Origin of the sequence: Micromonospora sp. NPDC050495 (genome assembly GCF_040655175.1) — a bacterium.
GTDB lineage: Bacteria > Actinomycetota > Actinomycetes > Mycobacteriales > Micromonosporaceae > Micromonospora.
The window spans coordinates 108,619-124,245 of sequence record NZ_JBFAJK010000005.1 but is presented as its reverse complement, the minus strand read 5'-3'; the positions used below and the strand labels follow the sequence as shown (position 1 = coordinate 124,245).

At 72.6% G+C, this 15,627-nt stretch carries 15 protein-coding genes and 1 other RNA gene; 12 read left to right on the top strand and 4 right to left on the bottom strand.

The annotated features are described in order from the left end of the window. Nucleotides 1-219: 219 nt before the first annotated feature. Nucleotides 220-1,383 carry an ISAs1 family transposase gene (locus tag AB0I11_RS08615; RefSeq protein WP_357315518.1) on the top strand — a complete coding sequence of 388 codons (1,164 nt, stop codon included), beginning with the start codon at nucleotides 220-222 and terminating at the stop codon, nucleotides 1,381-1,383. Between the two features lie 566 nt (nucleotides 1,384-1,949). Here the strand turns inward: AB0I11_RS08615 and AB0I11_RS08610 are convergent. Then, nucleotides 1,950-2,537, bottom strand: a complete 588-nt coding sequence (locus AB0I11_RS08610) for an Rv3235 family protein (RefSeq protein WP_357315516.1) — start codon at nucleotides 2,535-2,537, stop codon at nucleotides 1,950-1,952. Between the two features lie 105 nt (nucleotides 2,538-2,642). After that, nucleotides 2,643-2,870, bottom strand: coding sequence for a helix-turn-helix domain-containing protein (locus tag AB0I11_RS08605; protein WP_357315513.1), 228 nt, complete (start codon nucleotides 2,868-2,870; stop codon nucleotides 2,643-2,645). A 206-nt stretch (nucleotides 2,871-3,076) separates the two neighbouring features. On the opposite strand from AB0I11_RS08605, the gene AB0I11_RS08600 reads away from it, so the two are divergent. Then, nucleotides 3,077-3,586 (top strand): hypothetical protein, encoded by a 510-nt coding sequence (locus AB0I11_RS08600; protein ID WP_357315510.1) that lies wholly within the window; start codon nucleotides 3,077-3,079, stop codon nucleotides 3,584-3,586. A gap of 15 nt (nucleotides 3,587-3,601) precedes the next feature. On the opposite strand, the gene AB0I11_RS08595 is transcribed toward AB0I11_RS08600, so the two are convergent. Beyond that, nucleotides 3,602-4,636, bottom strand: a complete 1,035-nt coding sequence (locus AB0I11_RS08595; protein WP_357315507.1) for a hypothetical protein — start codon at nucleotides 4,634-4,636, stop codon at nucleotides 3,602-3,604. A gap of 414 nt (nucleotides 4,637-5,050) precedes the next feature. Between AB0I11_RS08595 and pruA the strand changes: the two genes are divergently transcribed. The 10 genes from pruA to AB0I11_RS08545 all read left to right on the top strand — a co-directional run bounded on the left by pruA (nucleotide 5,051) and on the right by AB0I11_RS08545 (nucleotide 13,963). Further along, entirely contained in the window at nucleotides 5,051-6,679 is a 1,629-nt protein-coding gene (gene pruA / locus AB0I11_RS08590; RefSeq protein ID WP_357315504.1) for an L-glutamate gamma-semialdehyde dehydrogenase, read from the top strand. 258 nt (nucleotides 6,680-6,937) lie between these two features. After that, nucleotides 6,938-7,453 carry a PadR family transcriptional regulator gene (locus AB0I11_RS08585; protein WP_357315502.1) on the top strand — a complete coding sequence of 172 codons (516 nt, stop codon included), beginning with the start codon at nucleotides 6,938-6,940 and terminating at the stop codon, nucleotides 7,451-7,453. Between the two features lie 101 nt (nucleotides 7,454-7,554). Beyond that, nucleotides 7,555-8,676 (top strand): peptide chain release factor 2, encoded by a 1,122-nt coding sequence (gene prfB, locus AB0I11_RS08580; protein WP_357315498.1) that lies wholly within the window; start codon nucleotides 7,555-7,557, stop codon nucleotides 8,674-8,676. A 118-nt stretch (nucleotides 8,677-8,794) separates the two neighbouring features. After that, the gene (ftsE, locus tag AB0I11_RS08575; protein ID WP_357315495.1) at nucleotides 8,795-9,475 is read left to right on the top strand and encodes a cell division ATP-binding protein FtsE; all 681 of its coding nucleotides are present in this window, start codon (nucleotides 8,795-8,797) and stop codon (nucleotides 9,473-9,475) included. Between the two features lie 70 nt (nucleotides 9,476-9,545). Next, nucleotides 9,546-10,421: a permease-like cell division protein FtsX gene (gene ftsX, locus AB0I11_RS08570; RefSeq protein ID WP_357315492.1), complete on the top strand. Its 876-nt coding sequence runs from the start codon at nucleotides 9,546-9,548 to the stop codon at nucleotides 10,419-10,421. A gap of 132 nt (nucleotides 10,422-10,553) precedes the next feature. Continuing rightward, nucleotides 10,554-11,033: an SsrA-binding protein SmpB gene (smpB, locus tag AB0I11_RS08565; RefSeq protein WP_357315488.1), complete on the top strand. Its 480-nt coding sequence runs from the start codon at nucleotides 10,554-10,556 to the stop codon at nucleotides 11,031-11,033. Between the two features lie 103 nt (nucleotides 11,034-11,136). Further along, nucleotides 11,137-11,512: a transfer-messenger RNA gene (gene ssrA, locus AB0I11_RS08560) on the top strand. 90 nt (nucleotides 11,513-11,602) lie between these two features. Beyond that, a complete protein-coding gene (locus tag AB0I11_RS08555; protein ID WP_357315485.1) occupies nucleotides 11,603-12,271 on the top strand; it encodes a hypothetical protein in 669 nt (222 codons plus the stop codon). A gap of 172 nt (nucleotides 12,272-12,443) precedes the next feature. After that, nucleotides 12,444-12,914, top strand: coding sequence for a hemerythrin domain-containing protein (locus AB0I11_RS08550; protein WP_357315483.1), 471 nt, complete (start codon nucleotides 12,444-12,446; stop codon nucleotides 12,912-12,914). A gap of 38 nt (nucleotides 12,915-12,952) precedes the next feature. Continuing rightward, nucleotides 12,953-13,963 (top strand): hypothetical protein, encoded by a 1,011-nt coding sequence (locus AB0I11_RS08545; RefSeq protein ID WP_357315480.1) that lies wholly within the window; start codon nucleotides 12,953-12,955, stop codon nucleotides 13,961-13,963. Here the strand turns inward: AB0I11_RS08545 and mdlC are convergent. Further along, the gene (mdlC, locus tag AB0I11_RS08540) at nucleotides 13,956-15,551 is read right to left on the bottom strand and encodes a benzoylformate decarboxylase (protein ID WP_357315476.1); all 1,596 of its coding nucleotides are present in this window, start codon (nucleotides 15,549-15,551) and stop codon (nucleotides 13,956-13,958) included. The genes AB0I11_RS08545 and mdlC overlap by 8 nt on opposite strands. Nucleotides 15,552-15,627 lie beyond the last annotated feature (76 nt).

Genomic DNA, 15,627 nt, shown 5'->3' with positions numbered 1-15,627 from the left:
GTGCCTTCCCGCTTGGGCGGGTGTCCTGTTCTGCCGTGCCCCGCCCTCACCCGCCCAGGGCTCCGGCAAGGTAGCGATATGACCGTTGTGAGCGGTTGGTTGGGACGCTCCGGATCGTGGTGGTATAGAGACGGACGTGGCCTTCGGTGATCATCCAGGTGTCGAGTCTGGGAAGATCAAAGAGGACCACGCCCGTTGGGATCATCATCGCTGATTGACGTGTTGGCCGTGCACGCGGACCGCCTGGACGAGCCGCTACCGGTCCAGCGCAGGTCAAGCCTGGTCACGGCATTGACGGCAGTACCGGACCGGCGCGACCCCCGTGGCGTCGTGCACGCGCTGCCCGCAGTCCTGGCCACCGCGGTCGCGGCGGTGCTGGCCGGTGCCCGCTCCGCGGCGGCGGTCGCGGAGTGGGCCGCTGACGCGCCGCAGCAGGTCCTCGCTGAGCTGGGCGTGTTCCGGGATCCGTTCACCGGGGTGTTCCGGGCTCCGGACGAGTCCACGTTCCGGCGGATCCTGGCCGGTGTCGACGCCGACGCGCTGGACGACACGGTCGGCCGGTGGGTCCTCGCGTCCCGGCCATCGCCGGGCGCGGGCCGGCAGGTGTACAGCGTGGACGGCAAAACCCTGCGCGGCAGCGGCCCGGCCGGCGCGCAGGTGCATCTGCTCGCCGTGCTGGATCAGCACACCGGGGCGGTCCTCGGCCAGGTCGACGTCGACGGCAAGACCAACGAGCTGACCCGCTTCCAGCCGCTGCTGGGCCCTCTCGACCTGACCGCGGGGGTCGTCACCGCCGACGCGTTACACACCCAGCGCGAACATGCCCGCTGGCTGGTCGACGACAAGAACGCCGCCTACGTCTTCACCGTGAAGAAGAACCAGCCGCGTCTGTATCGCCAGCTCAAGACCCTGCCCTGGGCGAAGATCCCGATCCAGGACGAGACCAGCACCCGCGGACACGGCCGCTACGACATCCGCCGCCTGCAAGCAGTCACCTGCACCGGGCCGCTCGCCCTGGACTTCCCCCACGCCGTGCAAGCACTACGGATCCGCCGCCGACGACTCAACCAGGCCACCGGCCGCTGGTCCACCGTCACCGTCTACGCGATCACCAACCTGACCGCAGCCCAGGCCAGCCCCGCCGACCTGGCCGACTGGCTACGCGGGCACTGGGCCATCGAGACTCTGCACCACATCCGCGACACCACCTACGCCGAGGACGCCAGCCGCCTGCGCACCGGCAACGCACCCCGCGCCATGGCCACCCTGCGCAACACCGCGATCAGCCTGCTCCGGCTGGCCGGTATCACCACCATCGCCGCAGCCCTACGCCACAACAGCCGAAACCCCTACCGGCCACTCCGACTACTCGGAATAGCCTGAAACGGTCATATAACTACCTTGCCGGTGCCCTGCTCACCCGCCCTCTCCAGTCCTTGCTCTCGCTCCCGCCTCCTCCCGCCCCGCCTCGCCTGCCGGTCGGAGCACGCTGCGGCATGTCGTGCCTTCCGGCTGCGCGGATGCCCCGCTTTGCCGCATCGCGTGTCGATCATGTTGCACCCGTCAACCGCGTTGGCCCGTCGACCGTTGGCGCCGCTCGGCCGGATGCCCGTCGACAGTGCGTGGGTGTCGACCACCGCCGGTCCTAGCGGACGCGGCAATGGGGAGCCGGAGCCGGAGCCGGGGGCCGAGGTCGGAGCCGAGCCGGCGGCCGGGGTCGAGGCCGGAGCCGAGCCCGGGGCCGGGGTCGAGGTCGCCGAGCCGGGGGCCGGGGTCGAGGTCGGAGCCGAGCTGGGGGCCGGGGTCGAGGTCGGAGCCGAACCGGGTCCGGAGCCGGGAGCCGGGGGCCGGGGGCCGGAGCGGGCTGGAGGAGCCGGTCCAGGGCCGGGAGCGGGCCGAAGCGGACGGGGAGCCGGAGCGGGCCGGAGCTGGGGCCGGTGGTGGGGGTGTTAGAGGACGTCGAGGACGGTGCAGAGCCAGGCGCCTCGTCGATGTTCCAGGCGCAGGGCGATCGCCCAGCTCGTGCCGTGGGCCCCGGCGAGTACGGCGGCCGCCTCGACGGCACCGGAGCGCGGCTCGCAGGCTCGCAGCCGGCGGAGCTGGAGGACGGGTCGGCCGGTGCGACGGCGTACCGGGGTCACCCGGCGGGCCGCCCGGGTCAGCTCGGCGGCCACCCGGGTCGCCGCGTCGGGCAGGCAGAGCGGCCGGAGCTGCCCCGGTGGGCGGTAGCCGTTGACGATCTCCAGGAAGGTGCGGACGAACCGGTATGCCGCCCGGGTGGCTTCCGGCGTCGCGGTGGCCAGCGGGGCGGGCGGTCCGGCCGGATGCCGCCCCGGGCCGGTGGGCGCCGGCCGGACCTCGGCCGGGCGGCCGGTGGGTCGTCCCGGGTCGCGGCGGCGGGAGTCGAACAGGTCGAGGGTGAGCTGGTCGACGTCGCCCCACGGCACGTCGTCGTCGACCAGCGGCGGGTCGATCGGTGGCGCGGGGCGGAGGCGGACCGGGGGACGCGGTGCCGGCGGGCGGCGGGTGTCGACCATTCCTCGTGACCCCTGTTCCTTGCGTTTGCCTTCGTTTGCCTCCGACAGGCTCTCATTCTCCGGCAGTACAACACCGATCGTCAATGCCGCTGCGGGGGCGCGTGGTTACTCGGCGTCGCGCTCGGTGAGCGGGTTGCCGCGTACCCACTCGGCGGTCTCGGCGTACTTGCGCGAGATGTACTCCTCCAGTTGGGCGCGCTCCACCCGCCACTGCCCGCGTCCGCCGATCTTGATGGCGGGCAGCTCGCCGCTGCGTACCATGTGGTAGACCTGCGAGTCCGACACGTTCAGCTCGGCGGCGACGTCGGACAGCAGCAGGAACCTCGGCTCCACGGCGACTCCCGTACTTCGTTTCGTTTGCCTCAGTTTGCCATCAGGCGTGCCCGTGCCCCAGCCGCCGCGACGTCGATCCGGGATCGGACACACCGGCGGCAGACTTCTCCGGGGCCGGTGCGAGGTGTATGACGGTCACGGCGTACGGCATGATCGGCGCCCGGGGCCGGCGTCCGCCGGCCGGTGCCTGAGCCTGGGAGATAGCGGTGACCGACGAGCTTGTCCGGGTGTACGTGCCGGCCACCGTCCCCATGCTGGCGCGGCTGCGCGAGGAGGGCCTGCCGGCGGCCGAGGCGCACGCGGTCACCCCGGAGCTGCGCGAGTGGTACGCCGAGGGCGACGAGGAGGAGTTGGAGTACGTCGCCTTCACCCGGGCCGCCCAGGACGCGCTGCTGCTGCTCCGGGCCGACCCGGCGGCGCCCCGGCGGCGGGTGGTCGTGTCGGCGGACCTGCCGGCGCGGGCGGTCGGCCGGGCCGGCGGCGAGTTGGGCGCCAGCCTGGTCGGGTTGAGCGGGGCGGTGCCGGTGAAGCGGGTGGCCGCGATCCACGTGGACGGGGCCGAGGCGGTCGACGACGTGGCGGCCGCCGCCGAGGTGATCGCCGAGGCGCAGGCCGGTGACCCGGACGCCCAGTTCACCGTCGACGGCGCCGAGGACCACGAGCTGGAGTGGTACGACGTGACCGAGTTGGACCTGCTGCTGCGCGAGGCCTCCTGACCGTCGCGTCGCCGGTCAGCCGGCCGGCTCCTCCTCGTCGTCCAGGACCGGGCGCGGCCCGAGGGTGCGGCCGAACGCGATGAGCGCGGTGAGCGCCCCGACGAAGAGCACCCAGATGCCGTTGTCGACGCGGGAGGTGCCGAGCGCGGTCTGTGCCACCTCGTCGGCCTCGCTGAGCGCGGCGGCCAGGTCCAGCAGGCCGCGTCCGCCGATCCGGATGATCACCTCGGTGAGCAGCAGGAGCAGGCCCGGCCCGGCCCCGGCGAGCAGGTACGCCGGCCAGCGCGGCTGCCCGACGGCCCCGTCCCGGCGGGCGGCGCGCCGGCGGGCCCAGGTGAGGTAGCCGAAGGCGACCAGCCCGGCGACCAGCCCGGCGAGCAGCGACTCCGTCCGGGACACCCACTTGGCGGCGTCGAGCATCGACTGCTGGCTCTCCCCGGCGCCGAACAGGTCGGAGAGCGGGTCGCGGGCCCGGCTGAACAGCACCACGAACAGCTGCGCGGCGAGCGTGGCGGCGGCCAGCCCGCCGACCACGGGAGCGTTGCGCGCGCCGGCCAGGGCACCGCCGATGATGGCCGCCGCCGCGGTGGTGCCGGCGATGGTGTTGGTGGTCGCGTTGTCGGCGTACGTCAGGTTGATCGCCACGGCGGCGGCGAGCCCGACCAGCAGGCCGGTGCCGACGGCGGCGAGGAAGCGCACGGTGGCCCGCTCGAACCGGTTCGCCACGGCCAGGGCGACCGCGGCGCCGGCGACCAGCGCGGCGGTGATCACGCCGGGCAGCGCGTACGCGGAAAGGCTGATCGCGGTGACCCCGGCGGCGGCCGAGCTGATCGCGGCCCGGGTGGACCAGAGCATCGCGGCCAGCCAGCCCACCACCACCAGCGCCAGCACCAGGGCGCCGGGGGCGACGGGGGTGCGCCCGTCGGCGGCGGCCGCGGGCTGCTGCGGGGCCTCGACCGGGGCGGCCTCGGGCTGCTCCGCCGCCTCGACCGGGGCAAGCTCGGGCTGGTCCGGTTCCGCGGCCGTGGAGCTGCCGGGCTGCTTGCTCATCGTCTCCCCTTCGACGGACCCCGGATCGCCTCGCGGGGCCGGGCGGGTCACCGGCCATCCAGGGTACGCGTCGCCCCGGACCTGTCCGGCGCGGCCGTGCGGTGCCCCGGCACCGCCGGGACCGGGTCGCACCGCCCCGGCGAGCGGGTGACGGATCACAGGTGTGGACCGGCCTGGTGCTGACGGTTCGTCGGATCCGCCTGGTCTTTGCCTACGGTCCGTTGTGTCGCGCGGCGTCCGGTGTCGCGGCGGGAGACGGCACCAGCGGGGTGCGGGGCGGCGCCGCATGGAAGAATTGGCCGAGGTCCCGCCGCCGCGACCGGTCCGCCGCGCGGTGTCCGGCACGCCGGCCGTCCGGCCGGTGCCCGCGGGTCCGATTTCGCCACCGCCGTCGAGATCGCACAGGAGCCTCTGATGGACGCCGTGTTCTCCGTACCCGAGCCGCGCAACGAGCCGGTCCACACCTACCAGCCCGGCAGCGCCGAGCGGGAGCGGCTCCAGCGGCGGCTGACCGAGCTGGCCGCCGAGCGGATCGACCTGCCGATGACCATCGCCGGCGAGCAGCGGATGGCCGGCGGCGACCCGATCAACGTGGTCCAGCCGCACAAGCACGCGCACGTGCTGGGCGTCACCGGGCACGCCACCCACGACGACGCCCGCGCCGCGGTGAAGGCCGCCAAGGACGCCGCGCCGATGTGGCGGGCGCTGCCGTTCGAGGAGCGGGCCGCGATCTTCCTGCGCGCCGCCGACCTGCTCGCCGGCCCGTGGCGGGACACCTTGAACGCGGCCACCATGCTGGGCCAGTCCAAGACGGTGGTGCAGGCGGAGATCGACTCGGCCTGCGAGTTCATCGACTTCCTGCGGTTCAACGTGCATTTCGCCCGCGAGCTCCTGGCCGCGCAGCCGCTCTCCTCGCCCGGGGTGTGGAACCGGTTCGACCATCGCCCGCTGGAGGGCTTCGTCTACGCGGTCACCCCGTTCAACTTCACCGCGATCGCCGGCAACCTGCCGTCCGCGCCGGCCCTGCTCGGCAACACCGTGGTCTGGAAGCCGGGCCCGACCCAGCAGTTCGCCGCGCACTTCACCATGCGGCTCTTCGAGGCGGCCGGCCTGCCGCCCGGCGTGATCAACATGGTCACCGGGCGCGGCGAGGAGGTCTCCGACGTGGTGCTGGCCGACCCCGACCTGGCCGGCATCCACTTCACCGGCTCGACCAAGGTTTTCCAGCACCTGTGGCGGACGGTCGGCGAGAACATCGCCCGCTACCGGGGTTACCCCCGGCTGGTCGGCGAGACCGGTGGCAAGGACTTCGTGGTCGCGCACTCCAGCGCCGACGTGGACGCCCTGCACACCGCGCTGATCCGGGGCGCCTACGAGTACCAGGGGCAGAAGTGCTCGGCCGCGTCGCGGGCGTACGTCCCCCGGTCGATCTGGGAGGGCGGGCTGCGGGACCGGCTCGCCGCCGCCGCCGACTCGCTGACCTACGGCGACGTCACCGACTTCAGCAACTTCGGCGGCGCGGTCATCGACGACAAGGCGTTCGGCCGGCACACCGCCGCGTTGGAGTTGATCAGCGGGGACGACACCTGCCGGATCCTGGCCGGTGGCACCGCCGACGACTCGGTCGGCTACTTCGTCCGGCCGACCCTCTTCGAGTGCTCCGACCTGGCGCACGAGACCTTCACCACCGAGTACTTCGGCCCGATCCTCGGCGTGCACGTCTTCGACGACGCCCGCTTCGACGAGGTGGTGACCCAGGCGGAGTCGATCGCCCCGTACGCGCTGACCGGGTCGATCTTCGCGACCGACCGCCGGGTGATCGACCAGGTGGCGGAGAAGATGCGGTACGCGGCCGGCAACTTCTACATCAACGACAAGCCGACCGGTGCGGTGGTCGGGCAGCAGCCGTTCGGCGGCGCCCGGGCCAGCGGCACCAACGACAAGGCCGGCTCCTGGCACAACCTGGTCCGGTGGATGTCGCCGCGGACGATCAAGGAGACCTTCGTCCCGCCGACCGACCACACCTACCCGCACATGGGCTGACCCGTGCGGCGGGGCCCCACCCAGGGGCCCCGCCCCACCGGCCGGACCCGCTGGGGGCCCGCCCCACCGGCCGGGCCCATTGAGGCCGCGCCACCGGCCGGGCCCCACCGAGGGTCCGGCCGTACCGGCCGGCCGGGGGATGGTGTGGACGTCCGCGGCGGACTGTCGTCGGCCGACAGTGCACATCGGACCAGCCGACGGGGGGCTAAAACGGCAAATCCTGGACGCCAGGTCCGACAAAGTGGCAGCTTAGAGGGCATGGCGGAATCCGGAGTCAACCCGACGGCGGCGGCCCTGCTGGGCCTGCTGCACGACGGCCCGATGACAGGCGGCCAACTCATGGCCGCCGCTGAGCGCCGGCTGGCGCCGTACTGGTCGATGACCCGCAGCCAGGTCTACCGGGAGCTTCCGGTGCTGGCCGAGAAGGGTCTGGTGCGGCTCGGCAAGCCCGGGCCGCGGTTGAGCCAGCCGTACGCGATCACTGCGGCCGGAAAACGGACATTCTCCCGCTGGCTGGCGGAGAACCCGGGCCGGGACACCATCCGCAACCCGATCGCGCTACGGATCGCCTTCGGCAACCTGCACTCGGCGAGCCAGCTCAAGAACCTGTACGCCTCGGCGAACGAGTACCACACCGAGGCGCTGGCCGCGGTGCGCGAGCAGGTCAAGAACGCCAAGAAGGAAGGCGACGACTACGACGCCAGCGCGCTGGAGTTCGCCGTCGCCTACCACAAGGCGGCGCTGTCCTGGCTCAAGAGCGCCCCGGTCGGCTGACCACCTGCGCCGGGCCGGGCCGCCGAGGCAGTGCCGACTTTTCGCGCGTGACTGCGGGGCTCGCAAGCTCACTCCTCGCACGCGCAGTACGCTTGTCAGTCGTGACCGCTGCCGATTACGCCGAACAGCTCAAGGAACTCGACGCCACCCTGCGCAACATCGAGGCGGTGCTCGACCTCGACAAGCTGCACGAGCAGAAGGACCGCCTGGAGCAGGAGGCGTCCGCGCCGGACCTGTGGGACGACCAGGCCAAGGCGCAGCAGGTGACCTCGCAGCTGTCGTACGTCAACGGTGAGATCAGCAAGCTGGGCAGCCTGCGTTCCCGTCTCGACGACGCCGGGGTGCTGCTGGAGCTGGCCCAGGCCGAGTCGGACCCGGGCACGCTCGCCGAGGTGGAGTCGGAGATCGCCGGGTTGACCAAGGCCATCCAGGAGATGGAGGTCCGCACCCTGCTCTCCGGCGAGTACGACTCCCGGGAGGCGCTGGTCGCCATCCGGGCCGGGGCCGGCGGGGTGGACGCCGCGGACTTCGCCGAGATGCTGCTGCGGATGTACCTGCGCTGGGCTGAGCGGCACGGCTACCCGACCGAGGTCTACGAGACCTCGTACGCCGAGGAGGCGGGCCTGAAGTCGGCCACCTTCACGGTCAAGGTGCCCTACGCGTACGGCACGCTCAGCGTGGAGTCCGGCACCCACCGGCTGGTCCGGATCAGTCCCTTCGACAACCAGGGCCGTCGGCAGACCAGCTTCGCGGGCGTCGAGGTGCTGCCGGTCGTCGAGCAGACCGACCACATCGAGATCCCCGAGAACGAGATGCGGATCGACGTCTACCGCTCGTCGGGGCCGGGCGGGCAGAGCGTGAACACCACCGACTCGGCGGTCCGGATCACCCACATCCCGACCGGCATCGTGGTCACCTGCCAGAACGAGAAGTCCCAGCTGCAGAACAAGGCCTCCGCGCTGCGGGTGCTGCAGGCCCGGCTGCTGGAGCGCAAGCGGCAGGAGGAGCAGGCCAAGCTCCAGGGCCTGAAGACCGACGCGGCCGGCTCGTGGGGCGACCAGATGCGCTCGTACGTCCTGCACCCGTATCAGATGGTGAAGGATCTGCGGACCGAGCAGGAGACGGGCAATCCGTCCGCGGTCTTCGACGGCGAACTGGACAGCTTCATCGAGGCGGGTATCCGCTGGCGGAAGCAGCAGCAGCTCATCGCTGACGGTGCGTGATCGGCCTTCGACGGAGCGCGTCGTCGATCTCCAGGTAACAGGATGAATCGACGACGCGGCCGGTAAGGACGGGACGGGGGGCTTGGCTCATCCGTTACACCGCGTAGACTCTCGACCCGTGATTCAGCTTGAGCAAGTGACGAAGACGTACCCGAAGGCGTCCCGGCCTTCGCTCGACAACGTGTCCGTCTCGATCGAGAAGGGCGAGTTCGTCTTCTTCATCGGCCCATCCGGCTCCGGCAAGTCCACGATCATCAAAATGCTGCTCCACGAGGTCACCCCCAACAAGGGGCGGATCCTCGTGAACGGCAAGGACGTCACGTCGATGCGTTCCTGGAAGCGACCCGCTTTCCGGCGTTCCATCGGCTGCGTCTTCCAGGACTTCCGTCTCCTGCCGAACCGCACCGCCTACGAGAACGTGGCGTTCGCGCTGGAGGTGATCGGCAAGACCAAGGCGGTCGCCCGCCGGGTCGTGCCCGAGGTTCTGGAGCTGGTCGGGCTCGGGGGTAAGGAGCACCGCTACCCCCACGAGCTCTCCGGTGGCGAGCAGCAGCGCGTGGCGGTGGCCCGGGCGTTCGTGAACCGGCCGCTGATCCTGCTGGCGGACGAGCCCACCGGAAACCTGGACCCGGACACGTCGATCGAGATCATGCGCCTGCTGGACCGGATCAACCGCACTGGCACAACCGTCGTGATGGTCACGCACGACTCCAACATCGTGAACCAGATGCGCCGCCGGGTCGTCGAGATCGAGAGCGGCCGCATCGTGCGCGACCAGGCCCGCGGCGTCTACGGCTGAGCCGGCCCGGCCGACGATCCGTAGATCCTGACGACGAACACCTCACGCCGGAGAGCCGGAGGAATTCCCGATGCGGATGAAGTACGTCCTGTCCGAGGTACTGGTCGGACTGTGGCGCAACGTGACCATGACCATCGCGATGATCATCACGATGGCGGTGTCGCTGTTCATGCTGGGCGGCAGCGGCCTTCTCTACCAGAAGGTCGGCGACATGAAGGACCTCTACTACGAGCAGGTCGAGGTATCGATCTTCCTCAAGACCGACGTCAACGAGCAGCAGCGCACCGACCTCGACGCGAAGCTGAAGGGTGACCCGCTGGTCAAGGAGGTCACCTACGTCGACAAGGCCGAGGCGTACAGCCGCTTCAAGCAGATGTACGCCGACGCGCCCGACCTGGTCAACGCCGTCAAGCCGGACCAGCTGCCCGAGTCGTTCCGGCTCAAGCTGAAGAACCCGGAGCAGTACAAGAACATCTACGACCAGTACAAGGACAGCGAGGGCGTCGACGAGATCGTCGACCAGAGCAAGCTGCTCGACAAGGTGTTCGGGGTGCTCACCGGGATCCAGAACTTCGCGCTGGCCATCGCGATCGTGATGGCGATCGCCGCGTTGCTGCTGGTCGCCAACACCATCCAGGTGGCCGCCTACAGCAAGCGGCGCGAGGTCGCGGTCATGAAGCTGGTCGGCGCCTCCAACTGGTTCATCCAGGCGCCGTTCGTGCTGGAGGCGGTGGTCGCCGGTCTGTTCGGCTCGATCCTCGGCCTGGTGGCCCTGATCGGGGTGAAACTGGTCGCCGGCGGCGGATCGCTGGCCGCCCTGGAGGGCCTGATCACCCCCATCTCGTGGTCGGAGATCATGCTGACCTTCCCGCTGATGGCCGCGGTCGGTGGCCTGGTCAGCGCGATCACCGCCTGGGTCACGCTCCGCTTCTACCTGCGGGTCTAGGTTCCGCGGTACGGCTCTCCAAGGGCCCTCCCGCGCCGGAATAAACGGCGCGGGAGGGCCCTTGTGTACGGGGTAGCATGATCTCCGCTCCGCGACCGGTGGTCGGGGACCGTTCGGAAGGGGGTGGCGCCGGTGCCACGCGAGAAGGGCCGCAAGGTGGTCGCCTCCAACAAGAAGGCCCGCCACGACTACGCCATCCTCGACACGTACGAGGCGGGCATGGCGCTGACCGGCACGGAGGTCAAGTCGCTGCGGGCCGGGCGGGCGTCGCTGGTCGACGCGTTCGCCCAGGAGCGCAACGGCGAGCTCTACCTGCACGGCATGCACATCCCGGAGTACACCCAGGGCACCTGGACCAACCACGAGCCCCGGCGGACCCGGAAGCTGCTGCTCAAGCGCCTGGAGATCGACCGGCTGATCGGCAAGACCCGGGAGAGCGGTCTCACCATGGTGCCGTTGCAGGTCTACTTCTCCGACGGCTGGGCGAAGGTGGAGATCGGCCTGGCCCGGGGTAAGAAGACGTACGACAAGCGGCAGGACCTCGCCAAGCGGGACGCCGACCGGGAGATCGCCCGGGTGGCGGGCCGGCGCGGCAAGGGGATGGACGACTAACCTGTCCGTTCTGTCCGGTTCGGCGTGCCGGCCGGGGTGCGGGATGAAACCCGTTGCGGTAGGCGTTACGCTTGTCGGAGCCGCCAGTTGGACGGCCTGTCGAGGGGGTGACTGGTTTCGACTTCGTACGTTGCGGCAGGGGAAGCGAGCCGAGGAAGCCGACGTCGTCTCGTGAATCGGTCGTCGGAAACCAATAAGCGCCAAGAACAATCGCGCTGACTTCGCTCTCGCCGCCTGAGGCGAGTAGTGAGTCTGTCGGCCTGGGATCGCCTTCGACCCAGATAGCCGGCATCAGCTAGGAGGCTGGCCAATCGGACCCGGTCGCGGGGTCCGTGCGGCGAGATCAATCAGCGACTGGGCCCGTCACACCGACTCGCTCGCGTGATCGGAGGGGCCGAGTAGAGGCACAGCGAGCTGCGCTCGGAGAAGCCCTGACAAGGCGGCGAAGGACCCGGGTTCGATTCCCGGCACCTCCACCACCTGACCTGTGCGCCCCGGTCCACCCGGACCGGGGCGCACAGTCGTCTCCACCTTCCGTGCCGTCGCCGGCGCGCTCTACGCTGCGGCGTGTGACGAACGAGAAGATCCGGCTCTCCGTCGGCGCGTCACCCGGCCAGCGGGTGTTCGCCGCGGTCGTGGGCGTCCTCTTCACCGCCTTCGGGGCGGTCTTCGTGCTGCTGCCGCTCCTCGCCGACCGGATGCTGTCCCGGCTCACCGGCACCGGCGACCCCTTCCCGTCGTACGACGAGGCGCGGGACCTGCCCCCGGGTCTGCTCCCGCCGGAACTGCACGACGGATCCACCACGTCGGCCCTCGGGCCGGCCCGGTTCGTCGGGCTCTGCGGTCTGCCGATCGTCCTGCTCGGGCTCTACCTGCTCCTGCGGGTGCTGCGCACCGCCGCCTGGCTGGACGGGACCCGGGCCTCGGTCCGCGGCGCGCTGGGCACCCGGACCGTCGACCTGGCCATCGCTGAGGTGCGGGGCGGTGGCGTGCTCCGGCACCCGGTCGGCGACGAGGCCGCGGTGCGGGTGCCCACCCTGGTCGCCCGCGATCCGGACAGCGGCCAGCGGATCACCGTCCCGCTGCAGGGCGTGGGGTTGACCGCGCTGCCCCCGTACGAGCTGCGCGCGCTCGCCGACGCGATCACCGCGGGCCGGCCGACCGGCGGCCGGGACGCGGACGCGCACGCCCTCGCCGGGCAGTTGCGCACCATGGCGGCCGACCCGCTGGGGCGGTAGGGACGCCTGGGACGGAAGGGGCCGGTGGGGCAGATGAGGCGGTCGACGGGCCTGGACAGCCATCCCGGCCGGGTCCACCATCGCTGTACGCGATAGCGAAGCAGCTGACGGCCCTGGGTCTGCGGCGTGGCGGCAGACGCGTCCGAGCCGGAGTCGTCGGACGGGAGGCGCCATGGTCACCGGTCCGATCCCGCAGCCGTCCACCGTCGCCGCGGTGGCCCGACCGCCCGCCGCGTCCCTGCCCTGGCCCACCCTGCCCGGCGCCGTGCCCGCCCTCGTCCGGGCGCTCGACGGGCCGGGAGGCGAGTCGCACTGGCGGGAGCGCCTGATCCAGCACCTCGACCCGGTCCGGCAGGGCTTCGCCGAGCACGTCCGGCTCACCGAGGGCCCGACCGGGCTCTACGCCGAGGTGCTCTGCGAAGCCCCGCGGCTCACCCGGGGCGTACGCCGGTTGACCCGCGAGCACGCCTTCATCGTGACGGCGCTCGCCGCGCTGCACCACGCCGCCGCGCTGCCCGAGGTGCCCGCCGAGGAACTGCGCGCGCGGGTCGGTGAGCTGCTCCGGGCGCTGCGCCGGCACCGGCAGCGCGGCGCCGACCTGCTCTGGGAGGCGTACCAGGCCGATCTGGGCGGGGAGGACTGAGCCGGAACCGGGCGGGCGCGGCCCGCGTCCAACCGGGCATGCGTCGCTCGATCGCCCTGTTGGGGCTGCCGATCCTGGTCCTCGCCGGCTGCGCCGCGCCCGGTTCCGGACCGGCCGCGCCCGGCTCCGGACCGGCCGCGCCGGCGTCCGCGCCGCCGACCACCACCCCCGACCAGCGGTGGGCGGCCTTCTACCAGCGGGCCGGCGAGGTGGCCGACGCCTGGCGTCCCGGCCAGGCGTGGCGCAGCGGCTACGTGCCGCTGGAGGAGGGCACCGTGCTGACCGGCGATCCGGGCTTCACCGCCGACGCCAAGCTGGCGTTCGGCAACGGCTGGTTCCGGGAGCAGATCGAGTTGCCGACCGCCACCCCGGCCGCCGGCACCATCCGCTTCCCCGACGGCACCCTCCGGGTGCCGCTGATCAGCGCCGCCGAGGCGTACGCCCAGCTGGACAAGGGCGACCCACCGCCCTGCGCCGGGCGGCCGGCGGCGCCCCCGCCGGACGGCGGCGTGCCGAAGCCCGGCGGTGGCCCCACCGTCGAACCCGGGCCGGACGGGCCGGTCTCCAGCACCGCGGACCACCCGTGCGTGCCGTTGACGGTCACCGGGGTGAAGCTGGGCAGCGCGTCGGTCCGCACCAGCCGGGGGCAGGCGACCGTGCCGGCCTGGCTGTTCACCGTGGAGGGCCTGCGGACGCCGGTCGCCCGGCTCGCCGTCGCGAAGCCGGCGATCGGCGCCGTACCGGCGGCTGTCGACCCCGGGCGTCCGCTCGCCGACGGCCTGGTGACCGCGCAGAGCCTGGACACCGCGGACGGGACCCGGCTCGACTACCGGGTCGGGGTGGGCGCCTGCGACACCGGGATCACCCCGCTGGTGCTGGAACGCGACGACGTGGTGGTGGTCGGGGCCGGAGTCACCCCGCCCACCGGCCCGTGCACCATGCAACTGGTGATGAAGCCGGTGAGCGTCACGCTGAAGGCCCCGCTCGGCGGCCGGGCGGTGCTGGACGTGGCGAGTGGCACCCCGCTCACCGCGAGCGGGCCTAGATGATCCGCGGCACGTCGGTGCTGATCGGCGCCGGCAGCACCGTGGGCCGGTCGGCGGCCAGCGCGGCCCGCAGCGCCGGGCCGAGCGCCTCCGGTGACTCCAGCACCCGGCTCGCGCAGCCGTAGCCGCGGGCGATGGCGGTCACGTCGAGTCCCGGCAGGTCCAGCGCCGGCACCCCCGGGGCGTGCTTCAGCTCGGCGAACGCCTTCAGGATGGCGTACTGCTGGTTGACCGGGACCAGCACGGGCAGCGGCAGGCGCAGCTGCGCGGCGGTCCAGAGCGCCTGCACCGAGTAGTGGAACGAGCCGTCGCCGATCACCGCCACCACCGGGCGGTTCCGCCCGCTGTCCCGCTCGGCCAGCGCGATGCCCACCGCCGCCGGCAGCCCGAACCCGAGGCCGCCGCTGGCCATCGTGAAGTACGACCGGGGCCGGCTCACCCGCAGCCGGCGGCGCAGCGCGGCCAGGTTGGACGGTGACTCCTGCACCAGCACACCGTCCGCCGGCCACTGCGCGGCCAGCGCCGCGAAGAGCGCGTCGGCGCTTGGCGGGTCGGTCACCTCTGGCGGCGGTGGCGCCGACCGGGCCGCCGGTGCCGCCCGGTCCGCCGGCGGCAGCAGGTCCCCCAGCGCCGCCAGGGCCAGCCCGGCGTCGCTCAGCAGGCTCTCCCCGACCGGGGCGCGGGCCGCCTCGTCCGGATCGTCGGTGACGTGCAGCAGCCGGGCGTCGCCGGGCAGGTAGTCACCGGGCACGTGCGGGTAGTAGCGGAACACCGGGGCGCCCACCACCAGCACCGTGTCGTGGCCGCGCAGCGCCTCGGCGAGCGGCCCGATCGCGTACGGCAGCACGCCCCGGAAGTGCGGGTGGTCCTCCGGGAAGACGGCCCGCTCCGGCGCCGGGGCCGCCCAGACCGGGGCGGCCAGCCGCTCGGCCAGCGCCACCGCCGCCGGCCACGCGTCGGCCCGGTCCACCGCCGCGCCGAGCACCAGCGCCGGGGCGCGGCTGCCGGCCAGCACGGCGGCGAAGTCGCGCAGCCGGTCCGGGTCCGGGGCCACCCGGGTGGCCACCGTACGCGGCTGCGGGGGCGGATCGGCGGGCCGGGCCCAGTCGTCCATCGGCAGGGACAGGAAGACCGGTCCGGCCGGGGGCTGCACCGCGGTCGCGTACGCCCGCAGGAAGGCCGCCGGGATGTCCTGCGCGCGGGCCGGCTCGTGGGCCCACTTGACGTACGGCTGGGTCAGCTCGGTCGCCCGCAGGTTGGCCAGCCGGGGCTCGATCAGCAGCATCTCCCGGGTCTGCTGGCCGGCGGTGACGATCAGCGGCGTCCGGTTGTGCCAGGCGGTGACCAGGTTGCCCATGCCGTTGCCGGTGCCCGGGGCGGTGTGCAGGTTGACGTGCGCCGGCCGGCCGGTGGCCTGCGCGTAGCCGTCGGCCATGGCCACCGCCGACGCCTCCTGCAAGGCGTGCACGTAGCGGAAGTCCGCCGGGAAGTCCTGCAGGAAGGGCTCCTCGGTGGAGCCGGGATTGCCGAAGACCGTCTGCAGTCCCAGGTCACGCAGCAGGTCGTAGGTGGTGTCGCGGACCGTTGCCATCGCCGGCTGCCTCCCGTCCCCGCCCGGTGCCGGAGACGGCCGATGATCAGTGCCCCGACCAGCCGAATCTATCGGG

Bases quoted from the DNA above. Each gene is read 5' to 3' on its own strand.
- AB0I11_RS08610 (WP_357315516.1), bottom strand. From the start codon at position 2,537: ATGGTCGACACCCGCCGCCCGCCGGCACCGCGTCCCCCGGTCCGCCTC.
- AB0I11_RS08595 (WP_357315507.1), bottom strand. From the start codon at position 4,636: ATGAGCAAGCAGCCCGGCAGCTCCACGGCCGCGGAACCGGACCAGCCC.
- pruA (WP_357315504.1), top strand. From the start codon at position 5,051: ATGGACGCCGTGTTCTCCGTACCCGAGCCGCGCAACGAGCCGGTCCAC.
- AB0I11_RS08585 (WP_357315502.1), top strand. From the start codon at position 6,938: ATGGCGGAATCCGGAGTCAACCCGACGGCGGCGGCCCTGCTGGGCCTG.
- ftsX (WP_357315492.1), top strand. From the start codon at position 9,546: ATGCGGATGAAGTACGTCCTGTCCGAGGTACTGGTCGGACTGTGGCGC.
- AB0I11_RS08550 (WP_357315483.1), top strand. From the start codon at position 12,444: ATGGTCACCGGTCCGATCCCGCAGCCGTCCACCGTCGCCGCGGTGGCC.
- AB0I11_RS08545 (WP_357315480.1), top strand. From the start codon at position 12,953: ATGCGTCGCTCGATCGCCCTGTTGGGGCTGCCGATCCTGGTCCTCGCC.
- mdlC (WP_357315476.1), bottom strand. From the start codon at position 15,551: ATGGCAACGGTCCGCGACACCACCTACGACCTGCTGCGTGACCTGGGA.